At 68.9% G+C, this 25,880-nt stretch carries 23 protein-coding genes and 1 pseudogene; 9 read left to right on the top strand and 15 right to left on the bottom strand.

From position 1 onward, the window contains the following. Positions 1–2: 2 nt before the first annotated feature. Both ON21_RS02945 and ON21_RS02940 read right to left on the bottom strand, forming a co-directional pair. Complete coding sequence (locus ON21_RS02945; protein WP_039794988.1) at positions 3–1,496, bottom strand: cytochrome ubiquinol oxidase subunit I; 1,494 nt, start codon at positions 1,494–1,496, stop codon at positions 3–5. 207 nt (positions 1,497–1,703) lie between these two features. Further along, positions 1,704–2,564 (bottom strand): aminodeoxychorismate lyase, encoded by an 861-nt coding sequence (locus ON21_RS02940; protein WP_245562440.1) that lies wholly within the window; start codon positions 2,562–2,564, stop codon positions 1,704–1,706. On the opposite strand from ON21_RS02940, the gene ON21_RS39835 reads away from it, so the two are divergent. The 5 genes from ON21_RS39835 (at position 2,472) to ON21_RS02920 (ending at position 6,072) form a co-directional block, all read left to right on the top strand. Beyond that, positions 2,472–2,717 carry a hypothetical protein gene (locus ON21_RS39835; protein ID WP_245562441.1) on the top strand — a complete coding sequence of 82 codons (246 nt, stop codon included), beginning with the start codon at positions 2,472–2,474 and terminating at the stop codon, positions 2,715–2,717. The two genes, ON21_RS02940 and ON21_RS39835, sit on opposite strands and share 93 nt — an antisense overlap. An 89-nt stretch (positions 2,718–2,806) precedes the next feature. Continuing rightward, positions 2,807–3,916 (top strand): CAF17-like 4Fe-4S cluster assembly/insertion protein YgfZ, encoded by a 1,110-nt coding sequence (gene ygfZ / locus ON21_RS02935; RefSeq protein ID WP_373281096.1) that lies wholly within the window; start codon positions 2,807–2,809, stop codon positions 3,914–3,916. Between the two features lie 77 nt (positions 3,917–3,993). After that, positions 3,994–4,734 (top strand): MOSC domain-containing protein, encoded by a 741-nt coding sequence (locus ON21_RS02930; RefSeq protein WP_245562438.1) that lies wholly within the window; start codon positions 3,994–3,996, stop codon positions 4,732–4,734. Further along, positions 4,731–5,684, top strand: coding sequence for an asparaginase (locus tag ON21_RS02925; RefSeq protein WP_039794983.1), 954 nt, complete (start codon positions 4,731–4,733; stop codon positions 5,682–5,684). The genes ON21_RS02930 and ON21_RS02925 overlap by 4 nt, the downstream gene beginning before the upstream one ends. 175 nt (positions 5,685–5,859) lie before the next feature. Next, on the top strand, positions 5,860–6,072 hold the full coding sequence (locus ON21_RS02920; RefSeq protein WP_039794982.1) for a DUF3073 domain-containing protein: 213 nt from the start codon (positions 5,860–5,862) through the stop codon (positions 6,070–6,072). A 148-nt stretch (positions 6,073–6,220) separates the two neighbouring features. Here ON21_RS02920 and purM read toward each other — a convergent pair whose 3' ends face one another. From purM to ON21_RS02895, 5 genes are all read right to left on the bottom strand, one after another. Further along, positions 6,221–7,297 carry a phosphoribosylformylglycinamidine cyclo-ligase gene (gene purM, locus ON21_RS02915; RefSeq protein ID WP_039794981.1) on the bottom strand — a complete coding sequence of 359 codons (1,077 nt, stop codon included), beginning with the start codon at positions 7,295–7,297 and terminating at the stop codon, positions 6,221–6,223. A gap of 130 nt (positions 7,298–7,427) precedes the next feature. Further along, positions 7,428–9,116, bottom strand: coding sequence for an ABC transporter ATP-binding protein (locus ON21_RS02910; protein ID WP_039794979.1), 1,689 nt, complete (start codon positions 9,114–9,116; stop codon positions 7,428–7,430). Next, the gene (locus ON21_RS02905; RefSeq protein WP_051020242.1) at positions 9,109–10,101 is read right to left on the bottom strand and encodes an ABC transporter permease; all 993 of its coding nucleotides are present in this window, start codon (positions 10,099–10,101) and stop codon (positions 9,109–9,111) included. Before ON21_RS02905 ends, ON21_RS02910 begins: the two co-directional genes overlap by 8 nt. Continuing rightward, a complete protein-coding gene (locus tag ON21_RS02900) occupies positions 10,101–11,111 on the bottom strand; it encodes an ABC transporter permease (protein WP_039795022.1) in 1,011 nt (336 codons plus the stop codon). Before ON21_RS02900 ends, ON21_RS02905 begins: the two co-directional genes overlap by 1 nt. Before the next feature lie 125 nt (positions 11,112–11,236). Continuing rightward, a complete protein-coding gene (locus ON21_RS02895; protein ID WP_373281097.1) occupies positions 11,237–12,805 on the bottom strand; it encodes an ABC transporter substrate-binding protein in 1,569 nt (522 codons plus the stop codon). On the opposite strand from ON21_RS02895, the gene ON21_RS39830 reads away from it, so the two are divergent. Continuing rightward, on the top strand, positions 12,705–13,187 hold the full coding sequence (locus ON21_RS39830; protein WP_245562435.1) for a hypothetical protein: 483 nt from the start codon (positions 12,705–12,707) through the stop codon (positions 13,185–13,187). The genes ON21_RS02895 and ON21_RS39830 overlap by 101 nt on opposite strands. A 19-nt stretch (positions 13,188–13,206) precedes the next feature. Here the strand turns inward: ON21_RS39830 and ON21_RS02885 are convergent, their stop codons facing one another. Together ON21_RS02885 and purF are read right to left on the bottom strand one after the other, a co-directional pair. After that, complete coding sequence (locus ON21_RS02885) at positions 13,207–13,593, bottom strand: hypothetical protein (RefSeq protein WP_039794976.1); 387 nt, start codon at positions 13,591–13,593, stop codon at positions 13,207–13,209. A gap of 64 nt (positions 13,594–13,657) precedes the next feature. Further along, complete coding sequence (purF, locus tag ON21_RS02880; RefSeq protein WP_039794975.1) at positions 13,658–15,247, bottom strand: amidophosphoribosyltransferase; 1,590 nt, start codon at positions 15,245–15,247, stop codon at positions 13,658–13,660. A gap of 205 nt (positions 15,248–15,452) precedes the next feature. Here purF and ON21_RS02875 point away from each other — a divergent pair, with 205 nt between their 5' ends. Next, a complete protein-coding gene (locus ON21_RS02875) occupies positions 15,453–16,721 on the top strand; it encodes a YhgE/Pip domain-containing protein (RefSeq protein ID WP_039794973.1) in 1,269 nt (422 codons plus the stop codon). A gap of 52 nt (positions 16,722–16,773) precedes the next feature. On the opposite strand, the gene ON21_RS02870 is transcribed toward ON21_RS02875, so the two are convergent. From ON21_RS02870 to ON21_RS02860, 3 genes are all read right to left on the bottom strand, one after another. Next, positions 16,774–17,163: a sterol carrier family protein gene (locus tag ON21_RS02870; RefSeq protein WP_039794971.1), complete on the bottom strand. Its 390-nt coding sequence runs from the start codon at positions 17,161–17,163 to the stop codon at positions 16,774–16,776. Between the two features lie 140 nt (positions 17,164–17,303). Continuing rightward, positions 17,304–17,990, bottom strand: a complete 687-nt coding sequence (locus ON21_RS02865) for a CPBP family intramembrane glutamic endopeptidase (RefSeq protein WP_063821005.1) — start codon at positions 17,988–17,990, stop codon at positions 17,304–17,306. 32 nt (positions 17,991–18,022) lie between these two features. After that, positions 18,023–19,756, bottom strand: coding sequence for an alpha/beta hydrolase (locus ON21_RS02860; protein WP_039794969.1), 1,734 nt, complete (start codon positions 19,754–19,756; stop codon positions 18,023–18,025). Between the two features lie 227 nt (positions 19,757–19,983). Between ON21_RS02860 and ON21_RS37825 the strand changes: the two are divergent. Beyond that, positions 19,984–20,106 (top strand): annotated as a pseudogene (locus tag ON21_RS37825) (YiaA/YiaB family inner membrane protein); the annotation flags it as partial. Between the two features lie 61 nt (positions 20,107–20,167). Here ON21_RS37825 and purL read toward each other — a convergent pair. Continuing rightward, positions 20,168–22,462 (bottom strand): phosphoribosylformylglycinamidine synthase subunit PurL, encoded by a 2,295-nt coding sequence (purL, locus tag ON21_RS02850; RefSeq protein ID WP_039794968.1) that lies wholly within the window; start codon positions 22,460–22,462, stop codon positions 20,168–20,170. Between the two features lie 170 nt (positions 22,463–22,632). Here purL and ON21_RS02845 point away from each other — a divergent pair, with 170 nt between their 5' ends. Beyond that, entirely contained in the window at positions 22,633–23,946 is a 1,314-nt protein-coding gene (locus tag ON21_RS02845) for a glycosyltransferase 87 family protein (RefSeq protein WP_083880364.1), read from the top strand. Here ON21_RS02845 and ON21_RS02840 read toward each other — a convergent pair. After that, positions 23,895–25,193, bottom strand: a complete 1,299-nt coding sequence (locus ON21_RS02840) for a M18 family aminopeptidase (protein WP_039794967.1) — start codon at positions 25,191–25,193, stop codon at positions 23,895–23,897. The two genes, ON21_RS02845 and ON21_RS02840, sit on opposite strands and share 52 nt — an antisense overlap. Before the next feature lie 227 nt (positions 25,194–25,420). Continuing rightward, entirely contained in the window at positions 25,421–25,852 is a 432-nt protein-coding gene (locus ON21_RS02835) for a MarR family winged helix-turn-helix transcriptional regulator (RefSeq protein ID WP_039794966.1), read from the bottom strand. Between the last annotated feature and the right edge of the window lie 28 nt (positions 25,853–25,880).

Here is a 25,880-nt window from a genome sequence, read left to right as displayed (position 1 = left end):
TCCTAGTAGGCGAACGAAAGTACTTCGACGGCAGGCTCTTCGGCGCGGCGGCCGCCCGAGGCCGCGTCTGTGTCGTGCGGCTCGGACCCGGCAGGCGCCGCCGGATCGGGCCCGTGGATCACGTACCGGCGCATCAGGAAGAACCACACGCACGCGAGCGCCCCGTACAGCAGCGTGAAGACGATCAGCGAGAACAGCACGACGCCTGGCGCGTGACCGGAGACGCCCTCCTGCACGGTGAGGCGCAGATTCGGGTCGCCGGTGGGGTTGGGCACGACCACCCAGGGCTGCCGCCCCATCTCGGTGAACACCCACCCGGCGCTGTTGGCCAGGAACGGGGTGGGGATGGCCAGCAGGCTCAGCCAGGCGAACCAGCGCTGGTCCGGCACCCGGCCGCGCCGGGTCAGCCACAGCCCGGCCAGCGCGAGCAGCACCGAACCCGCCGACAGCCCGATCATGGCGCGGAACGACCAGTAGGTGACGAAGAGGTTGGGCCGGTAGTCGCCGACGCCGAACTTCTCGTTGTAGGTCTTCTGCAGGTCGACGACGCCGTCCAGCGTCACGCCGGTGAACTCCCCCTTCGCCAGCCACGGCAGCACGTAGGGGACTTCGAGCACGTGCGTCACGCTGTCACAGTTGTTGTGCGTGCCGACCGTGAGCACGGAGAAGTCGGGGTCGAGTGCGGTGTGGCACAGCGATTCCGCCGAGGCCATCTTCATCGGCTGCTGTTCGAACATCAGCTTGCCCTGCACATCGCCGGTGTAGACCAGAGCGGCCATAGCCGCGATCACCACGACGATGGCCGCCCGCGCCGCGGGACGCCACATCTGTCGTGCCTCGGCCTTTTTCGCCTCGTCACCGCTGCGCGCGTTGCGCACCATCCACCAGCCCGCGATGCCCGCGACGAAGCTGCCCGCCGTGAGGAAGGATCCGGCCACCACGTGCGGAAAAGCGGCCAGCAAAGTGTTGTTGGTGAGCACCTTCACGATGCTCTCCAGTTCCGCGCGCCCGGTCTCCGGGTTGTAGCGGGCGCCGACCGGATGCTGCATGAACGAGTTGGCCGCGACGATGAAGTACGCCGAGGCGTTCACACCGATCGCGACCATCCAGATCGCACCGAGGTGCAGCAGTTTCGGCAACCGGGTCCAGCCGAAGATCCACAGCCCGAGGAACGTCGACTCCATGAAGAAGGCGATCAGGCCTTCCAGCGCGAGCGGGGCGCCGAACACGTCACCGACGAAGCGGGAGTACTCGCTCCAGTTCATGCCGAACTGGAACTCCTGCACGATGCCGGTCGCGACGCCGAGCGCGAAGTTGATCAGGAACAGCTTGCCGAAGAACTTGGTCAGCCGCAGCCAGTGCTGCTTGCCGGTCACGACCCACGCCGTCTGCATGGCCGCCACCAACGGCGCGAGTCCGATGGTCAGCGGCACCAGGAGGAAGTGATAAACGGTCGTGATGCCGAACTGCCATCGGGAGATGTCCAAGGCGTTCAAGCCGGCCTCCTGCGTGTCTACGACAAGTCGTAGTAAAGCCTACGCGGGAGTGGACCTGGAAAAATGAGTCCTACGCCACGTCACCAGGGCTGATCCGCCTGTCACGACCTGTTTTCCGTGCTCGTCAGCACCCGCGCCCGCCCGAGTAGGACGGAGATCACGCAGCGGCGCCGATCACGACGACGGCGCCGCCCTCCATACCCGGCCTCACCAGTCGCCGATGGCTCCCGCTCGCTCGATGCCGCGATCGACCAGCGCGATGATCTCTTCGGCGTTGTCCGGCGCGGACATCCGCAGCCCGTCCAGCGAATTGACCCGCGCCGCAAGCGAAATGCTCGACAGCATCCAGATGCTGTCGCAGGTGAGCAGGTCGGCGGTGAACAGCGAGTCGTAGCGGCATTGCCAACCCGCCTTCTCGGCCTCGGCGAACAGCGCGCGCTGGGTGACGCCGGGCAGCACGCCGTTCTTCGCGGGCGGGGTGATCAACTGCTTGTCGCGGGCGATCACCACGGTGGACCGCGGGCCCTCCAGCACGCGGTTCTCCGTGCTGGTGAAGATCACGTCGTCCGCGCCCATTCGCGCGGCGAACCGAAGGGCGGCCATATTGGTGGCGTAGGACAGCGTCTTGGCTCCGAGCAGCTGCCATGGCGCGGCCTGTGCGAGGTCGATCGAGATGCCGCGGGACAGGCTCACCACCGCGACGCCTTCGGTGCGGGCCTTCTGCACGCGCTCGGGCACCGGCACCACGAGCACGAACGCGGTCGGCACCGGCACGGCGGCGGCGAGGTCACCGGTCTTGACCTTGTCGGGCGTGGCGGCCAGCTCGGAGTCCCGGCCCCGGGTGAGCACCAGCCGCATCACGCCTTCGCGTTCGCTGCCCCACTCCTTGGCGGCGGTCTCCACCGCCTCGCGCCATTTGCTCAATTCCGGCTCGGGCAGATCGAGCGCCTGGGCGGAGCGACGCAATCTGCCTAGATGAAATTCGATCGCGCACGCGACTCCCGCGCGCACGAGCACCGTTTCGAAGACACCGTCGCCACGCAATACGCCAATATCGTCCGCAAACAACAACGGCGCATCCGCATCTCGGACTTCGCCATCGAGAGTTACCAGAACTCGATCCACCATGCGACGAGCGTAGGCGGTGTGAGCGGACAATGCCTATGTCACGGCCGCTTTTGCCAGACCTTTTGTGCGACCGCGCCGTGGCGCCCGCCGTAATGCTCGGACAATGCCCATCGGCTATGCCGATCTGCGGCGTCGTGGCCCGGTTCGCACGCCGCCGGGCGGCCCCGCCTAGAGTGGTAGAGGTGTCCGTGGTTGCGCCCAGCCCCATCCTCAGTGTGTCGGGAGCCGTCGCGGGAGCGGCGGGTTCGCCCGACGCCGCCGTCGCATGGCACTACGGTGATCCGTTCGGCGAACAGCGCGCCGCGGTGCAGCGCGCCGCGATCGTCGACCGGTCGCACCGGTTCGTCCTTCGCATCAGCGGCGCGGAGCGACTCACCTGGTTGCACACCATCTCCAGCCAGCATGTCGCCGCCCTCGGCGACGGGCAGTCCGCGGAGAACCTCGACCTGGATCTGAACGGCCGGGTCCAGCATCACTTCGTGCTCACCGAACTGGGCGGCACCGTCTGGATCGATACCGAGGCCGAGCGCGGCCCCGACCTGTTGACGTTCTTGCAGAAGATGGTGTTCTGGGCCGATGCCAAGCCCGAGGCCGCCGACCACGCGGTGCTGAGTCTGCTCGGCCCCGGAGTCGCTGGCCTTACCGAGACGCTCGGCATCACCGCCCTTCCCGGCGTGTACGAGGCCGCGCCGCTGGCCGGCGGCGGATTCCTGCGCCGGATGCCGTGGCCGACGGCCGACTCTTTCGACTTGGTCGTCCCGCGTGAACAGCTGACCGGGCTGTGGGACCGGCTCACCGCGGCGGGCGCGGTCCCCGCCGGTATGTGGGCGTTCGAGGCGTTGCGCGTCGCGGCCGTCCGCCCGCGGATCGGACTGGACACCGACGAGCGAACCATCCCGCACGAGGCCCGCTGGATCGGCGGCGTCGCCGAACACGGAGCCGTCCACCTGGACAAGGGCTGCTACCGCGGCCAGGAGACCGTGGCCAGGGTGCACAATCTCGGCAAGCCGCCGCGCCACCTGTTGCTGCTGCACTTGGACGGCTCAGCGGACGAGCGCCCCGCCATCGGCGACGACGTCACGGCGGGCGGGCGCGCGGTCGGCAGGCTCGGCACGGTCGTCGACCACTTCGAACTGGGCCCGATCGCCCTCGCGCTGGTCAAGCGCGCGGTCCCGGCCGACACCGCGCTGGTCGCGGGCCCGGTCGCGGCGTCCATCGATCCCGATTCGGTGCCCGCGGAGGACGAGCCGCAGGCGGGCCGCCTAGCGGTCGACCGGCTGCGCGGGCGCTGACCCGTTGACGAGCCACCCGCCGGCGTGGGACTTCCCAGCCGACATCCCAGCCCTGCTCAGCGCCGAGCTGCCCAGCCATGACGAGAGGAGCGCTGCCCATGCGCGTCGGTGATTCCGGCGAGGTCCTCGCGACGTGCGTCGTGCACGCCGACCTCGAGGTGCCGGGACGGGTCGGCCGCACCGCCATCGACAAGCGGCCGGTGGCGGGCCGGGTCGGAGTGCGCGCCCTCGGTTTGGAGGGCGACCACGTCTGCGACACCAAGCATCACGGCGGTGTGCACCAGGCCGTCTACGCCTACGCCGACGAGGACGCCCTCCGGTGGGGCACGGAGCTCGGCCGGGAACTGCCCGCGGGATGGTTCGGCGAAAACCTGCGCGTGCGTGGTCTTCCGGTCAGCGACTCGGTGATCGGCGCGCGCTGGTCGGTCGGCGACACGTTGCTGGAGGTGAGCGCACCGCGCGTACCGTGCGCCACGTTCCAGCACTGGAGCGGCGAGCAGCAGTGGGTCAAACGGTTCGCCCTGCGCAGCGATACCGGCGCCTACCTGCGGGTGCTCACCGAGGGCACGATCGGAGCGGGTGACCGGATCTCGGTGGTGCACGTGCCGGAGCACGGCATCACCGTCCGCGATCTGTTCACCGGCGCCGATCTCGACCTGCTCGCGATCCTGATCGCCGACGAGCCGACCATCTCCGACGACGTGCGCATGCAGGTGGAACGGCACACGCGCAGGCACGGCAACGCCGAGCGCGCCGCCGCGAACCGGCGCACGACGACAGCGAGCACCGACGACATCGGCACGGGAGCGAAATCGTGAGTGTGGAATTGGTCGAAGTCGTCCGCTCGGGCTTCCGCGAGTGCGTGCACCGCGGCTCGGTGGTGGTGCTCGACGCCGCGGGCGAGCCCACCGTGCAGCTCGGCGAAGTGCACCTGCCGATCTTCCCGCGCTCGACGAACAAGCCGATGCAAGCGATCACCCTGCTGCGCAACGGTTTTCAGCCGATCGACGACGCCGAACTGGCCATCGCGACCGCCTCGCACTACGGCGAACCCGACCACATCGCGCTGGTGCGCAGGCTGCTGGACCGGTTCGGCCTGCCCGATTCGTCGCTGGCCTGCCCGGCCGATCTGCCGTACGACGAGCGCGCTCGCACCGCGCTGCTGTCGGGCGGAGGGCAACCCCATCCCATCTACATGAACTGTTCGGGCAAGCACGCGGCGATGCTCGCGACCTGCGCGATCAACGGCTGGCCCATCGAGGGCTACCAGGACCGGGCGCATCCGCTCCAGCGCGCGGTGATCGCGACGGTGGCCGACCTGACCGGCGAACCGGAAGCCGATCTTGGCATCGACGGCTGCGGATTGCCGATCATCCCGGTGTCACTGGTCAACCTCGCGCGAGTGTTCTCGACCATGGCCACGGCCGAGCCCGGCACCCCGGAACGCCGCGTCGCCGACGCGGTACGCGCGCATCCGCGAGTGATTTCCGGCACGAACGCGCCCGATCTGCTGACCATGCGGGCAACCCCCGGACTGGTGTGCAAGATCGGCGCGGACGGCGTGCACGCGGGCGCGCTGCCGGACGGATCGGCCTTCGCGTACAAGATCGAAGACGGCCACGATCGTGCGCGAATGCCGCTGACGCTGGCGATTCTGCACCGCATGGGAATCGAGTGGACCGATGCGCACGCGGAGCTGGCGGCCCCCGCGGTGCTCGGCGGGGGTATCCGAGTCGGTGTGATTCGTGCTATACCCGGGGTCGTCTAGGTATTCCACGGCAGGGCGACAAGCGGGCAAACGGCACCGGTTCCGGAGTTCTTCACCCACTCCTGGAAGCGAGACCGCCGGACACACGCTAAAGTGTCTGTCAGGAAGAGTATTAATTCGAACGGGGCCGCCACCAAACCCCAGGCCGCCCCGCTGTGACGCGAGGGGGTCAGCCATGGGCCGTGGCCGGGCTAAGGCAAAGCAGACCAAGGTCGCACGCGAGCTGAAGTACAGCTCGCCCACGACCGACTTCGCGAGCCTTCAGCGCGAGCTTTCGGGAAGCCCCAACTCCCAGCGGAGTGGTGGTGTGCTGTCCGATGAGCACGACGCGGACGACTCCTTGTCCCGCTGGGATGAGGACGACGACTACGACGACTGGCGCCGCTGACTCGGATTTACGTCTGAAGGGGGAGGCCGACGGGCCTCCCCCTTCGAGCGTTGTCGCGAGTTGACGTCTCTGGCGCCGAAAAGGCTTGCAACACACCAGAGTCCCGCATCGAGCGAGGATGCGGGACTCTGACGTGTCTTCGCGCGGATCAGAACCGCGGATGCTCACCGACCAGCACGGCGCGCACGGCGTCTGCGTCCTTGGCCTTCTTGACCGTGCCCAGCGTCCAGCACTCGATGTGCCGTGCGGTCAGCACCGCCAGCGCCCGGTCCACGTCCTCCGGAGCGACGACGGCGACCATGCCGACGCCCATGTTGAACGTCTTCTCCATCTCGGGCCGCTCGACCCGCCCGCGCTGAGCGATCATCTTGAACACCGGCGCCGGGTTCCAGGTGCCGCGATCCAGCTCCGCCACCATGCCCGCGGGCAGCACCCGCGACAGGTTGGCCGCAAGGCCACCGCCGGTGACGTGGGCGAAGGTGCGCACATCGGTCTCGGCGATCAGCGCGAGGCAGTCCTTGGCGTAGATCCTGGTCGGCTCGAGCAGTTCCTCGCCCAAGGTGCGGCCGAATTCCTCGACGTGGCCGGTGAGCGACATGCGGTCGATCTCGAGCAGCACCTTGCGGGCCAAGCTGTAGCCGTTGGAGTGCAGTCCGGAGGACCCCATGGCGATCACCACGTCGCCGGGACGGACCCGGTCCGGCCCGAGCACCGCGTCGGCTTCCACTACGCCGACGCCGGTGGCGGACAAGTCGTAGTCGTCCGGATCCATCAGCCCGGGATGCTCGGCGGTCTCGCCGCCGAGCAGCGCGCACCCGGCGCGCACACAACCCTCGGCGATGCCGGAGACGAGTTCGGCGACCTTCTCCGGGACGACCTTGCCGATGGCGATGTAGTCCTGGAGGAACAGCGGCTCCGCGCCGCAGACCACGAGATCGTCCACCACCATGGCGACCAGGTCGAGGCCGACGGTGTCGTGTTTGTCCATCGCCTGCGCCACCGCGATCTTGGTGCCGACGCCGTCGGTGGAGGCCGCCAGCAACGGTTCCCGGTAGCCGCCCTTGAGCGCGAACAGTCCGGCGAAGCCGCCGAGGCCGCCTTGGACCTCGGGCCGGGTCGCCTTCTTCGCCAATGGCCCGAACAACTCGACTGCGCGGTCACCTGCCTCGATGTCCACGCCTGCCGCGGCGTACGAAGCACCACCACTGGGGGTCTGTTCAGTCATTTTCGGGGAAAGCTCCAAACCGAATCGGCGGATAGATGCCTGCTCACGCTACCGGAGCCGGATAACGACCCCGCACCGGTGTTGGCTCGCCCTCTTGACAATAGGGCAGAGCGAACCGTAAAGCGGACGATCAGTCCGTCTTGTCACCATCGAAGCCGTCGGCCCGTGCTCTGCGGCGGCGTTGCCGCACCGGATCCGGTATCGGCACCGCGGCGACCAGACGGCGGGTGTACTCCTCCGTCGGGGCGCGCAGGATGCGATGCCGATCGCCCGCTTCGACCACCGCGCCGTCGCGCAGCACCACGACGCGGTCGGCGAGCTGGTCGACCACCGCCAAGTCGTGGCTGATGAACAGGCACGCCCAGCCGCACTCGCGCTGCAGCTGACCGAACAGTTCCAGCACCGCCGCCTGCACTGAGACATCCAGCGCGCTGGTCGGCTCGTCGGCGACCAGCAGGTCCGGGTCGAGAATCAGCGCGCGGGCCAGGCTGGCCCGCTGACGCTGCCCGCCGGACAGCTCGTGCGGGTAGCGGCGTTCGGCGCCCGCGGGCAACCGTACGTCGTCCAGCAGCCTGCGCACTCGGGCCCGGATCTCCGCCGAGCTTCCCGCCTTGTGCACGATCAGCGGTTCGGCCACGCACTCCCCCACGGTGAGCCGGGGGTTCAGCGAAGTGGCCGGATCCTGGAAGACGAACCCGAAGCGCCGCCGGATCGGCCGCAGCCGGCGCTGCGACAGCCCCGCGATGTCCTGCCCGCGCACCCGCACCGTCCCCGAGGTCGGCCGTTGCAGCGCCGCGACACAGCGGCCGATGGTCGACTTGCCCGATCCGGACTCCCCGACCAGGCCGAGCGTCTCGCCGGGGCCGATGTGCAGGCTCACCTCGTCCACGGCGCGGAAACGCGGCCGGCCGAACGGTCCGGGGAATTCGACCACCAGATCACGGACCTCGAGCACCGGGGCGCCCTCGGTCTCGGCGCGGACGGGCGGCCCGTGCTCGATCTGCTCGGTACCGAGGTGCGGTACCGCGGCCAGCAGGGCGCGGGTGTAGTCCGCCGTGGGACGGGCGAACAACTCCTCCACCGGCGCCTGCTCGACCACCGCGCCGTCGTGCATCACCACCACGCGGTCGGCGATGTCGGCGACCACGCCCATGTTGTGGGTGATCAGCACGATCGCGCTGCCGATCCGGTCGCGCAGGTCCCGCAGCAGGGCGAGGATCTCGGCCTGCACCGTGACGTCCAGCGCCGTGGTGGGCTCGTCGGCGATGATCACCTTCGGCTCGCAGGCGATGGCGATGGCGATCACCACGCGTTGTTTCTGCCCGCCGGAGAGCTGATGCGGGTAGTAGTCCACCCGGTGCTCCGGATCGGGCAATCCGACCAGGCGCAGTAATTCCACCGCCCGCGCCTTGGCGGCCTTCTTGGTCAGATCGGTGTGGGCGCGCAGCGCCTCGCCGATCTGGAAGCCGACGGTGAACAGCGGGTCGAGGGCCGAGCCCGGTTCCTGGAAAACCATCGAGATCGCTCCGCCGCGTAATGCGGTGAGCTGCTTTTCGTTCATCGCGGTGACCTGCTCGGTGCCCAGGGTGACCAAGCCGTGCACGGTAGCCGTCTCCGGCAGCAATCCCATGGCCGTGCGCGAGCTCACGGATTTGCCCGAACCGGACTCCCCGACGATCGCCAGCACTTCGCCGGGGTAGACCTCATAGGAGACATCGGTGACCGCGTGTACCGGCCCCGCATCGGTGGCGAAGGTGACCGACAACGATTCGATGGACAGGGCGGGACGGCCCCGGCCCGTCGCGGATGACTCAGGCATCGGTCGCGCCCTTCCCGCCGCCCGGTCCGGCCGCTGTGGCGCGACGAGTGCGCAGGACCGGGTTCAGCACTTCGTTGAGGCTCTCGCCGACCAGAGTCATCCCGAGCACGACGAGCACGATGGCGACGCCGGGAAAGACGCCGGTCCACCAGATGCCGTTGGACACGTCCGGCAGCGCCTTGTTCAGGTCGAAGCCCCACTCCGCGGCCTGGGTCGGCTCGATGCCGAAACCGAGGAAGCCCAGTCCGGCCAGGGTGAGGATGGCCTCCGACCCGTTGAGCGTGATGATCACCGGCAGTGACTGGGTGACATTGGCCAGGATGTGCCGGAAGAGGATTCGCGTGGTCGACGCGCCGGTCACCCGCGCCGCGTCGACGTAGGGCTCCTGCTTCACGGACACGGTCGCGTTGCGCACCACCCGGAAATACTGCGGGACGAAGACCGCCGTGATGGCCACCGCCGCGGACAGCACGCCGCCCAGACCGGTCGAGCGACCGCCGGCGACCACGATGGACACCACGATCGCCAGCAGCAGCGTCGGGAACGCGTACATCGCGTCCATGAACAGCACGAGCAAACGGTCCGGCCACCGGCCGACGTAGCCGGACAGCAGTCCGAGCGGCACTCCGATCAGCAGTGAGAGCACCAGCGAGATCGCGATCACCCACAGGGCCGTCCTGGCACCGTAGATCACCCGCGAGAACACGTCCTCCCCGCGCACCGAGGTGCCGAACCAGTGCTCGGCCGACGGCGCTTGCTGGCGGACGAAATCGACTCCGTCGGCGGCGCTCTGGGCGAATCCGTACGGCGCGATCAGCGGCGCGAAGACAGCGGCGACCACGAAGAGACCGACCAGAGCCAGCCCGAGGACCAGCGTCGCACGCTGCAAACCGGCGGTCATCGCGAACAACCGGAGACCGGGCACGCCACGGCGCGCCGCGGGCGGCGTGACCAGAGGCTCGTTCAGCAATTCCGGAGCCGTCATCAGAACCTCACCCTCGGATCGATCAACGCCACCAGGACGTCCACCAGGAAACTCATCACCGCCACGATGAGCGCGATGAACGCGACGATGCCCTGCACGGCGATGAAGTCACGCGCCGACAGGTACTGCGCGAACTGGTAGCCGAGGCCCTTCCACTCGAACGTGGTCTCGGTGAGCACCGAGGCGCCGAGCATCATGGCGATCTGCATGCCCATCACCGTGACGATCGGGATCAGCGCGTTGCGGAAGGCATGCCGCCCGGTCACCACGCGGCGGGACAGACCCCGGGCCCGTGCCGCGTCCACGTAGTCGGCGCGCAGGGTCTGGATCAGATTGATCCGCACCAGCCGCAGGAAGATGCCCGCGGTGAGCAGGCCGAGCGCTATAGCGGGCAGCACAGCGTGTTTCAGCACGTCGACCAGGTATCCGGCGTCGCCGTAGCGGATCGCGTCGATCACCATGATGTTGGTCTTCGGCGAGACGTGCTGTAGTCGCAGCTCCACAGTGGTGCTGGCCCGGCCCGCCACCGGCAGCCAGCCCAGTCGCACCGCGAACACCAGCTTCAGCAGCAGGCCGACGAAGAACACCGGCGCGGCGTAGAACAGGATGGCCAGCAACCGCAACGTGGTGTCGGCAGCCGAATCCCGCCGCGTCGCGGCGTATCTGCCCAACGGGACGCCGATCGCGAACGCCACCAGGAGGGCCCAGCACACCAGCTCCAGCGAAGCGGCGCCGTAGGTGATCACCACCTCGCTGATCTCCCGGTTGTCCTGGGAGCGACCGAGATCCCCGTGCAGCAGCCCGGACAGGTAGTCCCAGTACTGGGTCAGGATCGGCCGGTTCAGCCCGGCCGCCTCCTTGCGCGCCTCGATCTGTTCCTGGGTCATGCGTCCGCCCATCGCCGCGCTGATCGGGTCGCCGACCACGCGCATCAGGAAGAACACGACCGTGACCAGGATCCACGCGGTCACCGGAATCAGCAGCAGGCGCACGCCGAGGTAGCGCAGCAACGCGCCGTGGCGAGAATCGTCGCCGCCCTTGCCGGTTCGCCGCAGACCGAAGGGCCGGGCCGGGACCGGTGTCGGCGCGATGTCCGCCGATGTCGTCGTCCCTGGCCCGGCCGTGTCGCCGGAACTCACTTGCTCAGCACCGTATAGCGGAACTTGAACGACGCGTCGAGCGTCTGCTCGACGCCTTGGACGCCGGTGGCGGCGACCGCGATCTGCTTGCCGGACAGCAGCGGAACGATCGGCAGGAAGTTCTGCGCGAGATCACGCTGCACCTGCTGGATCTGCGCGATCCGCTTGTCCTTGTCGGGCTGGGTCGCCTGGGCGATCAGCTGGGCGGAGATGCCGGGGTCTTCGAAATGCGACTGCAGAAAGTTGTTCGGACCGAAGAACGGAGAAAGGTAGTTGTCCGGGTCCGGGAAGTCCGGGAACCAGCCGAACTGGAAGAGCGGATAGCCGTCACGGGCGCGTTCGCGCTGGTAGGTGACCCATTCGGTGGATTGCAGGTTGACCTTGAACAAGCCCGTGGCGTCCAGTTGCGACTTGATCGCCGCGTACTCCTCGGAGCTGCTCGAGCCGTAGTGGTCGGGGTTGTACTGGAGATTCAGCTCGACCGGCGTCGCGATCCCAGCGTCGGCGAGGAACTTCGCCGCCTGATCCTTGTTCGGCCCGGCGCCGTAGATGTCCTTGAACGGCTCGGCCGCGCCCGGCATGCCCTGCGGCACGGACGAATACGCGGGCAGGTAGGTCTTCTTGTAGACGCCGTCGGCGAGCGCGGCCCGGTCGACGGCGGCCGCCACAGCCTTGCGCACGGCCAGTTTCTGCGCGGGCGTACCACCCGGCATGGTGTGCAGATTGAACACGATGTAGCGGAGTTCGCCGCCGGGGCCCTCGTGCACGGCGACCTTGCCGTCGTTGCGCAGCGATTCGATGTCGGTGGGCGTGAACGACCGATATCCGACGTCGAGCGAACCGTTCTGCAGGTCGAGCTTCATGTTGTCGGTGGTGGCGTAGTACTTCGTGGACACCGTCTCGGTCTTCGGCTTGCCGAGGATGCCGTTGTAGTCGGCGAACGCTCGATACTCGACGAGTTTGTTCTTGTCGTAACTGGCGACGGTGTACGGGCCGGAGTAACCCTTGGCCTTCACCACGTCCTCGTCCGACATCACCTTGTCCGGCGCGTACACCTTCTCGTCGACGATCGGCCCCGCTTGGGTGGGCAGGATCGCGGGGAAGGTCTGATCGTTGGGCACCTTCAAGGTGAACGCGACGGTGCGCGCGTCGACCACATCCGTCTTCTCCAGGTTGCCCAGCAGCGACGCGGGACCGTTCGGGTCGTTGATCCGCAGCATCCGATCGAAGGAGAACTTCACGCTGGTCGCGGTCAGCGGGTTGCCGTTGGCGAACTTCAGGCCGTCCTTCAACGTGCACGTGTACACCGTCGGCGCGGTGAACTCGCACTTCTGCGCCGCGTCCGGCTTCGGCGTCGCGTCACCGGGTGCGAAGTTGAGCAGGTATTGGTAGATCTGCGTCTCGGCGACCAGCGACCCATTGTCGTAGGCGGCGGCGGGATCGAGCGAGAAGATCTTGTCGGTGGTGCCCGCCACCAAGCCGCCGTCACCCTCCTCGCCGGTTCGCCCGGAACCGCAGCCTGCCAGTACCGATCCCGCCAACCCCAGCAAACCGACGGCAGCGATGGTTCGCGCCCCGATCCGTCGCCCCAACCTCGAATTCCTCATCACGGCCCCACTTCTCGAGCGCCGCACCGCGTTGCCCTGGATCGCAGGCGCGGTGCGGACACGGGTGAACTTCCGATCTGATCGGCACCGTACCTACGAAGCATTTTCGGCACGTTACGTTTTCGAAGAAAATCCGCAGCGCTCTCAACAGGTGTTATGCGCGGCGACTACGACCGGCGCGAAAAACCGGTCGTACGTCCAGAATTGCCGGACGGTGCGCGGCATGATGTCTCGAGCACGCCACATCACCGCGCGAGACAGCGAACAGCATCAGCAGCGCACCGCGTTCGCGTTCTCGCCCAGCAGCGCGACTGGCCTGAACTCCAGCGGTGGTTCGTGATCGTCTGCGACGTGCGGGGTCACGGCACGCTGACTCCCAACTGCCCTATTGGCGCCACCATCGCACGTGTCCTCGGACACGACCACACCGCCACCCCGCCACGCACGCCCGCCGCCAGCGGATGAGTGTTCGGATGTGCCGGGCACACCGGCCACACCGGCGACTCGCCCGCCGTCCACAACGCCTCTACCGCCCACTCGTGCGCCTTGTCGGCGAGATACGCCACCTGCTCCGCGTAGTCGTCGCCGACCAGCGGTCCGATCCCGGCGCCGCTACCGTCCGGCTCGTAGAACATCACCCAGTCCATGCCCTGATGCGTCTCCTCGACCACGATGGGCTGGACCGCGCAGGTAGCGGCCAGATCCCGACGCACGGGCTCCAGCGCGGCGGCGTACTTCGCATCCATGCGCTCATTGTGCGGCACGCGGTGAGCGAGTTCGGCTACGCGGATCCCGAGCGACGTCCCGCGTTCACGGACGGCTCAGCGCGCTCGCATTCGCGTTGTCGCCCAGCAGCTCGGCCTCGGTCTGGCCGGTGAGCATGCCCTCCAGCACGTTCTTGCCGATCGCGGCCTCGGTGGGCAGCGGGATCGGGTAGTTGCCGTCGAAGCACGCGGCGCACAGCCGCGAGCGCGGCTGTTCGGTCGCGGCGATCATGCCGTCGAGCGAGATGTAGCCGAGCGTGTCGGCGCCGATCGACCGGCGCACGCCCTCGACCATGTCCGCGACGTCGCCCTCGGTGCCCGCGCCGTTGGCGATCAGCTCCGCCCGTGAGGCGAAGTCGATGCCGTAGAAGCAGGGCCACTTCACCGGCGGCGAGGCGATCCGCACGTGGATCTCCAGCGCGCCCGCCTCACGCAACATCCGGATCAACGCACGCTGGGTGTTGCCGCGCACGATCGAGTCGTCCACGACGATCAGGCGCTTGCCGCGGATGACCTCGCGCAGCGGATTGAGCTTGAGCCGGATGCCGAGCTGCCGGATGGTCTGGCTGGGCTGGATGAACGTTCGCCCGACGTAGGCGTTCTTCATCAGGCCCTGGCCGTAGGGCACGCCCGACCCCTGTGCGTAGCCGACGGCGGCCGGGGTGCCGGATTCGGGAACCGGGATCACCAGGTCGGCCTCGACCGGGTGCTCCTTGGCCAGGCGGCGGCCGATCTCCACCCGGGTGGCGTGCACCGACCGGCCCGCGATGGTGCTGTCCGGCCGGGCCAGGTACACGTACTCGAAGACGCAGCCCTTGGGCTCGGGGTTGGCGAAGCGCATCGAGCGCACGCCGTCGGCGTCGATCGCCAGCAATTCGCCGGGTTCGATCTCGCGGACGAAGGCGGCGCCGACGATGTCCAGCGCGGCGGTCTCACTGGCAACGACCCAGCCACGCTCCAGCCTGCCCAGGCACAGCGGGCGCACGCCGTGCGGGTCGCGCGCGGCGTAGAGGGTGTGTTCGTCCATGAAGGTCAGGCAGAACGCGCCCTTCAGGGTGGGCAGCAGTTCCAACGCGGCCTGCTCGATGCTGGAGTCGGCGGCGGCGTGCGCGAGCAGCGCGGTGACCACGTCGGAGTCGGAGGTCGCCGCGGCGGGCTGCGGCCGTCCGCCCCGGACGGAGGCGAGCAGGCCGAGTTCGCGTGCGCGGCCCGCCAATTCGGCGGTGTTGACCAGATTGCCGTTGTGCCCCAGGGCAAGTCCGGAGCCCACCGCGGTGGTGCGGAAGATGGGCTGGGCGTTCTCCCAGGTCACGCCGCCCGTGGTGGAGTAGCGGCAGTGCCCGACGGCGATGTGACCCGGCATGGCAGCCAGCGTCTGCTCGTCGAACACCTGGCTGACCAGGCCGAGATCCTTGAAGACGAGGATCTGCGAGCCGTCCGACACCGCGATGCCCGCGGCCTCCTGTCCACGGTGCTGCAGAGCATAAAGCCCGTAGTACGTGAGTTTCGCCACTTCTTCACTCGGCGCCCAGACTCCGAAGACTCCGCACTCCTCGCGCGGCTCGTTCTCGTCGACGTCCGGGGCGGGACAGGAGGTGGCGGAAATGCTCTGGACCGGCAGTTCGGCGTTGGTCACCGTTTGCTCCCTGTTCGGGCGGGCTGGGGGCAGATTTCATTCTACGGATGCCGCGGCGGTGCCCGCGCACCCCCGCCGCATCCGAGCAGCAATCCGAGGCGACCGAAGCGGGGTTGCCGCGGGGCCGTCGACTGTTACGGTGCGGACCGTGACGACTACGGACGACGCGAGCACGTCGGGACCGGCGCGCAGGCCATGGCCTCGGATGGTGCTGTTTCCCATCGCGGTGCTGAGCCTGCTCACCGCCCTGCTCGGCATCATGTACCTCGACTATGTCGTCGACCCGGAGCAGAACCTGCACGACTTCCCGATCGCGCTGGTGAACCAGGATGTCGGCGACACCATCGGCAGCGGGAGCACCCAGCAGAAGGTCAATTTCGGCGACCAGATCACCCGGGCGCTGGCCGACGGGGTGCCCTCGGACAAAGTCGACCTGCGCGTGCTCAGCATCAACGAGTCCGAGCGGCAGATGCAGTCCGGGCAGGTCTACGGCGCGATCGTCATCCCGAGCGATTTCAGCAAGCAGCTCGGCAATCTCGGTGTGGGCAGTGTCATACCCGGCGACATCCCGCGCCCGATCATCACGGTGCAGACCAACCCGCGCACCGGCGCGTTCGGCACCCAGATCGTGCTGCGGGTCGGCAACGAGGCGCTGACCGAGGTGAACAAACAGGTCGGCAAGCAGCTGCTCGACCAAGTGAACGCGCAGCTCGCCCCGCGTCCCGGCGGTCCGCCCGCGCCCGAGCTGACCGGCGCGACCAGGGTCGCGCTGGCCTCGCCGATCGAGGTGGTGCAGCAGCAGTACCACCCGCTGCCGCACGGCAGCGGCCAGGGCCTGACCGCGTTCTTCTACTCCCTGTTGCTGCTGCTGGCCGGTGTGGTCGGCGCGATGGTCATCCACACCATGATCGATGCGCAGCTCGGGTTCGTGCCCACCGAGTACGGCCCCTGGTACGTGCACTACCCGCCCACGCCGATCTCGCGGTTCAGGACGCTGCTGATCAAGTGGGGTGTGTTCGTGCTGGCGGCGAACATCGTCGCCGCGGTGTTCCTCGTCGTGGGGAAACTGCTGGACATGCCGATCGGCAATCCGCTCGCCCTGTACCTCTACAGCGCGCTCGCCATGATCGCCGTCGGCGTGACCGGGCTGTCCATGCTGGCGGCGATCGGCTCGGCGGGCCTGCTGGTGAACCTCATCCTGTTCGTCATCCTCGGCTTGCCGTCCTCCGGCGGCACCGTGCCGATCGAGGCGACGCCGAGGTACTTCGGCTGGCTGGCTTCCTTCGAACCCATGCACCAGGTCTTCCTGGGAGTGCGGTCGATCCTGTACTTCGACGCGAATTTCGAGGCGGGGCTCACCCGCGGCGTGTGGATGGCGGTCCTCGGGCTCGCGATCGGACTGATCTTCGGCGCGTCGGTCACCCGCTTCTACGACCGCAAGGGGCTGGAGCGCCGCAACATCGTCCGGCCGTGAACCGTTCGCGAGGCGACTCGCGCGACGGCGGATCGGGTCGCGCAGCGGCCTCTCACTCGACCCGGACGATCGGCAGCCAGTGCGCGATCTCGGCCGCGCGTGTGCCGGAGGCGCTCACCGCGCCGGAGTCGAGGGCGTCATCGAACTCGAGCAGTCCCGTGGCCAGCAGCAGCCAGGTGCGCGGGTCGGTCTCCACGACGTTCGGTGGCGTGCCCCTGGTGTGCCGCGGGCCCTCGACGCACTGCACCGCGACGAACGGCGGCACCCGGACCTCGACCGAGTGCCCTGGTGCGGAGGCCGCCAGCGAGCGCGCCGTGGTGCGCACCGCGGCCGCGAGTTCGGCGCGGGCGGGCGCGTCGACCGACTCGTCGCGCAACCACTCGCTCACCACCGCCACCGCTGCCCGCGTCTGCGCGGGGTCGACCGTGCCTCGTCCTGCCACCTGCCCGACCCTACTTCCCGCTCCGCTCGCCCGCCGCACGCGATCGACTCCCACCCTTCTCCGGCGAGGACGGTCGACACGACGGTGCCGGCGCGGCTTCAGGCACGGCGGCGGTCCGGCACCCCGCGTCGGCCGCCCCGTCAACGGGAACGCGGTATACCCGAAGCCGCAGTGGTGAATTCATCCACAGTTGTCCCAAGCTCCCACGGTGTCCCCGCCATCCCGCGCGCGGAACCCCGCAAGCGGCGGGCCAGGCGCGGAGCGACCGCTCCTCCCGCGTTCATGGCGAGGTGCAGCAACGCGGGGGCGGCGGTGCCCGCGGTGCGGCGGCGCAGCCAACCGAACACGAGTCCGCCCGCCGTGGTCGCCGCCACAGTGGCGGGAACACTGTCGCCCGCGGCCCGCGCGGGAGTCATGTGCCAGAGCCCGAAGGTCGTCGCGCCGAGAACCGCACCGGCTCGCGGACCGAAAACGCGGTCCAGCAAGGGATCCAGCGTGCCGCGGAAGACGAGTTCCTCGCTGTAGACGGTCCCGAGAGGAATGTGCACAACCACCCACTCCCGCGTCGACACATCGGGCCCTCGTTCGGCGAGCTCGGCCAGTTGCCACCGCAGCGATGGAACGGCAAGGGCCGCTGCGTAACCGGCCGCGACGACCGAGGCGGCGAGCAGCCCGCAGCGCACGCCGCTCCACGACCACCGGCCCGGTTCGGCGCGCAGCGTGAGAGCGTAGGCGGTGGCGAAGCCGGCGTTGGCGGCGGTTCGTCCGCGTATGCCGAGACGGAGGCGGGGCAGAACCGCATTGCTCCAGAGCAACGGAACGGCCACGGCCGCAACGGTTCGCCCGGCCCGTTGCGGTCTCACTTGGCCTTCCGCTCGAAGTCCTCCGCCGCCTCGACTTCGACGCGGATCCGCTCGGAACGTTCCGCGGTCCAGTCCGGCGGCGCGGCGATGGCCGCCCAACCGTCCAGGACCAGGCTGCCGTAGCGGTGTCCGTGCCCGTCGGTGACGGCCTGCGCGTTGGTCAGATCGGCGGCCACCTGCCAGAACGTGACGAACGGCCACCAGCGCATCTGCGCGGAGACGTCCGAGCCGCGCGGCTCCGACAGCCAATCCGGCCGCGAGAAGATCAGATCGGCCGACCACCACACGATGGGGTCGGACGCGTGTTGCAGATACGCGATGCGCGGCGGCCGCCATTCCGACGAAGGCCGCGCCAGATCGGCGCTGTCGGAGGCGAACCGGACCACCAGCCCGTCCGCGTACAGCGGCTGCACCTCACGAGAACCCGGATCGCGGCGCGCGACGAACTGCTGCCAGAGCCGGTTGGAATTGGGCGGGCCCACCCACAGCGCGCCGTCGACTTTGGCCCGCAGGTCGGCCAGACCGTCGAACGCCGCCTCGGACCCCTGCGAGCCGAGGCTCTCCCCGTACACCAGCAGTTTGGGGCGGAGCTGCGGCGGGCGGGCGGTCCAATGCTGATACACCGCGTCGAACAGGCCCTTGCCCGCGGCGGTGGCCTTGCCTCGGTCGGCCAGGAACGACAGCACGCTGGGCAGATACGAGTACTGGGTGGCGACGATCGCCGTGTCGCCGTCGTACATGTACTCGATCGCCCCCGCCGCCAGCGAGTTCACCCATCCGGTCCCGGTGGTGGTGACCACCACGAGTGCCTTCCGGTCGAATGCCCCGGTTCGCTCCAGTTCGGATACCGCCAGCTCGGCCGGTTCCCGGTCCCCTTCGACCGACTCGAGGCCGACGTATGCCCGGATCGGTTCCTTGGCCGGACGGCCGGTGACGGAGGCGATGCGGCTCGCCGTGGGTCCGTGCGAGACGAACCAGCGCCCCTCGAACCCGAGGGTCTCCCATTTGGCCAGCGAGGTCGGGCTGCCGGAGCGCTCCGGTTGCTGCGGCTGCACCGCGTTGACCGAGGTGTGGTCGTTGCGCACACTGAACGCCGAGTTGGCCACCGCGAAGAACGCCCGCGTGGCGACACCGTTGAAGATGGTCACCGCCAGCACCACCAGCACCAGGAACCCGGCGGCCGGAGCGAGTTCGCGCGGCACCCGCACCCACCGGTTGAGCAGGCGGGCAACGAACAGGATGATCTCTCGCACCGTCCGGTAGATCGCGACCGCCGCCGCACCGACCGCCAAGCTGAGCAGACCGGTGCGCAGATACGCGGGCGTGGTGGTGCCCTCCATGCCCATCAACGCCGTGATCTCCCGCTGCCAGCGCGCCGACTGCACCAGCATCAGCGCGGCGCTCAGCGCGGCGGTGAGCAGCACGGCGGACTTGATCGCGTAACGCGCCCACGTGGGCGGCGGCGAGATCTTCAGCCGCGGTCGCACCCACAGCCGGTACAGCCACTCCAGCAAACAGCCGGCACCGTAGCCGATAGCGGCGTTGATCCCGCTGATCAACCCCTGGAACAGCCAGTCGCGCGGCAGCAGCGACGGCGTCACCGACAGCGCGAAGAACACCGTCGCCACCACCAAGCCGACGTAGTTGAGGTCGATGACGTCCTCGACGCGCCGGATCACCGCGACCGCGCGCGTGCGCAGTTTCCGCATGGTTCCGGCGGTCTCCAGCATTCGACCAGTATGGCGGTCGGCACCGACGGTCCGGCGCGTCGCCCACCGCGACGCGGGCGCGCACGACGCGGATCACACCGCCCGCGGCCCCGTAATCGAACGCTGCGCGTGAATGGCAACTACCCATTCCGCTCGAGTAGTTGTACACGGGTGCACGGGTCGCGCCGACCGGAAACTTTTGTTCCATGAGCACAACGACCGCGGCGCAGAAAGCCGGCGCCGCCTACACCTTCACGCTGGCGAAGGTGGTGCGCGACCAGCACGAGGCGGCGACCGTTCACGGTCGCATCGATCAGGCGCGGATGGAGAAGCTGCTCTCCGAGCACGATCCGTTCAATTCCGTCGCCTGAATACGCGCACCTGGGCGGGCCCGGTAACGAGGGGTCCAGGCCCGCCCAGGTGGGCGTTTCGTCAGACGGTTCCCGCGCCGAACAGCCTCGGCAGCGTGCCTTCGTGCGCGGCACGCAGCTCGTCCATGGTGATCGAGAACTGGCCCTGCACCTCGACCGAATCCGAGCCTTGGTCGACCACGCCGATGCGCACCCACGGCAGTTCGCGCGCGGTGCACATGCGGGTGAACCTGGTCTCCTCCGAGCGGGGAACGGCGACCAGCACGCGACCCGCCGACTCGGAGAACAGCGTGACGAACGGGTCCGCGTCCTCGGGAAGCAGGATGCGGCAACCGGTCTCACCCGCGAGCGCGGCTTCGACCACGGCCTGGGCGAGACCGCCCTCGGACAGGTCGTGCGCGGCGCTGATCATACCGTCGCGCGAACCGGCGGTCAGCACCTCGGCGAGCAGTTGCTCGCGGGCGAAGTCGACCTTCGGCGGGACGCCGCCGAGGTGGTCGTGCGCCACCTGCGACCAGATCGACCCGCCGAACTCGTCGCGGGTCTCGCCGAGCAGGATCAGCGTCTCGCCCGGCTCGAGGCCGATTCCGGTCGGGATGCGGCGGTGCACGTCGTCGATCACGCCGAGCACGCCGACCACCGGGGTCGGCAGGATCGCGGTCTGGCCGGTCTGGTTGTAGAAGCTCACGTTGCCGCCGGTGACCGGGATGCCGAGCGCCACGCAGCCGTCCGCCAGGCCGCGCACCGCCTGCTGGAACTGCCACATCACCCCGGGATCTTCCGGCGAACCGAAGTTCAGGCAGTTGGTGACCGCCTTCGGCGTCGCACCGGTGCTGGCCACGTTGCGGTAGGCCTCGGCGAGCGCGAGCTGGGCGCCGGCGTAGGGGTCCAGTTTGGTGTAGCGGCCGGACGCGTCGGTGGCCAGCGCGATGCCGCGGCCGGTCTCCTCGTCGATCCGGATGACGCCCGCGTCGGCCTGATCGGCGAGCACGGTGTTGCCGCGCACGTAGCGGTCGTACTGCTCGGTGATCCATTTGCGGCTGCACAGCTGCGGGCTGGAGATCATCTGCAGCAGCGTGGCGCGCAGTTCGTCGGCGGTCTTCGGCCGGGCGAGCCGGTCGGGGGTGTCGGCGATCAGCGCGTCCTGCTCGTCAGGGCGCGCGACCGGGCGCTCGTAGACCGGACCCTCGTGCGCGACGGTGCGCGGCGGCACGTCGACCACGGTCTCGCCGTGCCAGGTGACCACCAGCCGGTCACCGTCGGTGACCTCGCCGATCACCGTGGCCAGCACGTCCCACTTGCGGCACACGGCCATGAACGCGTCCACGTTCTCTGGGGTGACGACCGCGCACATGCGCTCCTGCGATTCGCTGGAGAGCACCTCGGCGGGCGTCATGCCGGCCGCGCGCAGCGGCACCTTGTCCAGCTCGATGTGCATGCCGCCGTCGCCGGCCGCCGCGAGTTCCGAAGTGGCGCAGGACAATCCGGCGCCACCGAGGTCCTGGATGCCGACCACGAGCTTCGCCGCGTACAGCTCCAGACAGCACTCGATGAGCACCTTCTCGGTGAACGGGTCGCCCACCTGCACCGAGGGCAGCTTCTTGCGGCCGGAGCCGGACTCGTCGCCGGAGAAGGTGTCCGAGGCCAGCACCGAGACGCCGCCGATCCCGTCCAGGCCGGTGCGCGCGCCGAACAGCACGATCTTGTTGCCGGTGCCGGAAGCGAAGGCCAGGTGCAGGTCCTCGACCCGCATGACGCCGGCGCACAGCGCGTTCACCAGCGGGTTGCCCTGGTAGGAGGCGTCGAACACGGTCTCGCCGCCGACGTTCGGCAGGCCGAGCGAGTTGCCGTACCCGCCGACGCCGCGCACCACGCCGTCCACCACGCGACGGGTGTCGGCCGCGTCCGCCGCGCCGAAGCGCAGCTGGTCCATCACCGCGATCGGGCGCGCGCCCATCGCCATGATGTCGCGCACGATGCCGCCGACGCCGGTGGCCGCGCCCTGGTACGGCTCCACGTAGGAGGGGTGATTGTGGCTTTCCACCTTGAAGGTGACCGCCCAGCCGTCGCCGACATCGACGACGCCCGCGTTCTCGCCGATGCCCGCGAGCATGGACTCGCGCATCTCGTCGGTGGTGGTCTGGCCGAAGTAGCGCAGGTGCACCTTGGAGGACTTGTAGGAGCAGTGTTCGCTCCACATCACCGAGTACATCGCCAGCTCGGCGTCGGTCGGCCTGCGACCGAGGATCTCCTTGATGCGGGCGTACTCGTCGTCTTTGAGGCCGAGTTCTTTGTATGGTTGCGCCACGTCGGGGTTTGCTGCGGCTGCGCTGACGGTGTCGACCTGCGGAGTCACGGAGTACCAGGGTCCTTTCGGCCGGGCAAGGGGGTCGGCAAGCCGGCGGAGCCGGCGGGGTGGGCAAGCTCAGCGAAGCGACGAGCATTGCCACTGGCGGGCGGCGAGATGCCTGGGTACAAGTCTAGAGGCACTGGGTACCGACCATGCGCACCGGCTAGTCTGAGCCGGTGAACGAAGGATCGGGGGTCGCGAATCCGGGTGAGAGATCGGTCACCTCGAACGCCGCGCCGACCCGCGGCGGCGGATCGGGAACCGTATCCGGTGACGCGGTGTCGAACCCGCGGGCGCCGCAAGTACGCTGGCTGATTGCTGCGATCGCGTTGTTCGCGGTGTCCGCACTCGTCTCGCTGCTGGCGCACTGGTGGCACGGCTACATCGACCTCCAGGTCTATCGCAACGGCGCCCGGGCCTGGCTGGACGGCGGCGACCTGTACGGCCCGATGCCGCCGGTCGAGGGAATCGGGCTGCCGTTCACCTATCCGCCCTTGGCCGCGTTGTTCTTCGCGCCGCTGGCCCTGATGCCACTGGTGGTCGCCGAGGTGGTGGTGGTGGTCACCAACGTAGTCAGCCTTGGTATCTCGCTGTGGCTGGTGCTGGCTCGCCTGCGGCCCGAGCTGTCCCGCCCGATCCTGCTCACGCTGGTCATCGGCGCGGTCGCGGTGGCGCAGTTCTTCGAACCCATCCGCCAGACCTTCGGTTTCGGCCAGATCAATCTGGTGCTGATGGCCGCGATCACACTGGACTGCTTGGTGCGCAAGCCGTTCTGGCCGCGTGGCATGCTGATCGGCGTCGCGGTGTCGGTGAAACTGATCCCGGCCGGCTATCTGTTGTACTTCGTGCTGCGCAAGGACTGGAAAGCCGCGGGCACACTGGTGGTCTCCGCGATCGCGGCGGTGGGTCTCGGATTCCTACTGTTTCCCGGTGATTCCGTGGACTACTGGTTCCGCACCCTCGCCGACACCGGCCGGATCGGGCCTCCCTACTTCGCGGGCAACCAGTCCATCAAAGGCATGGCATTCCGCCTGGGCATCGACGACACGGCGGCCACCGTGGTGTGGATCACCCTCTCGGTGCTGGCCGTCGCGCTGGCCGCGGTGTGGATGCGCAGGCTGATCGAGGCGGGCGCCACCGTGGCGGCGCTGCTGGTGAACGCCGCCGCGGTACTGCTGGTCTCGCCGGTGTCCTGGTCGCATCACTGGGTGTGGATCGCGCCCGCGCTGGTCGTCACCGCCGACCTGATGGTGCGCGGCGCGCGCAGCCCACGGACGATCGCCGTGGTCACGGTCGCCGCCCTGCTGTTCCTGATCGGCCCGCACTGGCTGCTGCCGCACTCGCGCGACCGCGAGCTGGACTGGGCCTGGTGGCAGCAGATCATCGGAAGCAACTACGTGCTGGCCACTTTCGCCGTCTTCATCGTCGCGGTGTTCACCTACCGCCCGGTGATCTCCGGCGTGAGGAAGGCCGCCAGCGCGGCGGCGTAGGCCGGAACGTCGAAGGCGCCCATCAGCTCTCGCGCCGAATGCATCGCCAGCTGCGGCGCGCCCACGTCGACGGTCGGCATGCCGGTGCGCGCCGCGGTCATCGGCCCGATGGTGGAGCCGCAGGGCAGGTCGGCGCGATGTACATAGCGCTGCAACGGGACCGCTGCCTGCGCGCACGCCAGCGCGAACGCGCCCGCGCCGGTGGCGTCGGTGGCGTAGCGCAGGTTCTGGTTGACCTTCAGCACCGGCCCGCCGTTGACCTCGATCCGGTGGGCGGGTTCGTGCCGCTCCGGATAGTTCGGGTGCGTCGCGTGCGCCATGTCGCCGGACGCGCACACCGAACCGGCCAGCGCGGCCAGGTAATCGGCGCGGCCGCCGCCGCGCGCGAGCACGATGCGTTCCAGCACCGTGGGCAGTAGATCGGACTGCGCGCCGCGGTCGGACTGACTGCCGACCTCCTCGTGGTCGAACATGGCCAGTACCGGGATGGCCGCGCCCGGCTCCTCGATCGCGGCGAGGAACGCCCGCAAGCCCGCGAAACAGGTGCCCTGGTTGTCCAGACGCGGGGCACTGACCAGATCCTCGTCCCGGCCGATCAGCCTGCTCGGCGTCAGGTCATGGGTCATCAGCTCCCAGCCGAGCACGTCGCCGGGATCGACCTCGACCCGGTCGGCCACGAAATCGATGAAAGCCGCCGCCTCGTAACCCGCGCCCCACACCGCGTTGACGTGCCGCTGCGGATCCAGCGTGACGCCCTTGCGATCCTCGGACAGATGGATGGCCAGCTGCGGCACCCGCAGGATCGGCTCGTCGATGCGAACGAGGTGCTCGCGCACCGTGTTTCCGTCCCGCACGCTCAGCCGCCCTGACACGCCCAGCTCACGGTCGAGCCACGAGTTCAGCCACGCGCCGCCGTAGGGTTCGAGCCCGACCAGTTGCCAGCCCGCCGACGTCAGGTCGGGATGCTGCTTGACGCGCAGGTTGGGACTGTCGGTGTGCGCTCCGACCACGCGGAACGGGGTGGCGCCAGCGCTGTCTCCCGCCGCCCAGGCGACCAGCGACCCACCACGAACTACGTAATGCCTGCCCGGAGTGTCCGCGGGCCAGGTCTGCGACTCGGCGAGCCGGGTGAACCCCCGCGCGTCCAATTCCCCGGCGACCGTGCGGCAGACGTGGAACGGCGACGGGGACGCATCGATGAACGCGCACAGCCCGGCGGCCGTGGCTGCGGTGGTGGAGACGGGCATGCCTGCGATCCTAGGCAAGCGGGTCGCGACCGGCGTGTTCCGGTCGCTGGGCACGCGTGGCGAATCCCGGTCGAATCGGTGTGGACTACGCCGTTATAGCGGCACCGAGATCAGCACGAGAAGGCCGCCGATTCATCCCGGAACATAAGGGTAAGAATGGTCCGGCGTCCGATCACGAATCGGACGTCCGGGGCATTCATCGGACGAATGTCCGGTACGCGAGAGTATTACTCCGAGGCGATGGAAACCAGGTCGAGCAATCGCATGAGTTCGGTATATCGGCGTGCGCCGATTCGCCCGCGCAACTCCTGCTCGGCGCGCGCCTCCTCCGCGCGCACCTCGGCGACCAGGTCGGCGCCGAGCCTGCTCAGACCGATCAGGATGCGGCGGCGATCATCCTGCGCGGCGAGCCGGAAAATCAGGCCGCGCTCGGCCAAATAGTCGGCGTGCCTGGTGGCCGAGGAGGGCGCCAGCTGCGATTTGGCCGCCAGCTCGGTCATCGTGATGCCCGCGTCGCCACACAGGTTCGACAGCATCGACCACTGGTCCGGTGAGAGCTGCCTGGCGCACAGCGCCGTGTCCAAGTGCCGCACCCAACCGCGCTCCGCGGCACGCAGGGCACCATGCAGCGTGGAATTTCCGCTTACAATGGACGTCATTATTTCCTGCCTGCCGTGAATTCCGATC

Origin of the sequence: Nocardia araoensis NBRC 100135, assembly GCF_000308435.1 — a bacterium.
GTDB lineage: Bacteria > Actinomycetota > Actinomycetes > Mycobacteriales > Mycobacteriaceae > Nocardia > Nocardia araoensis.
Note: the sequence above shows the minus strand (reverse complement) of the source record. Positions and strands in the feature narration are given on the sequence as shown.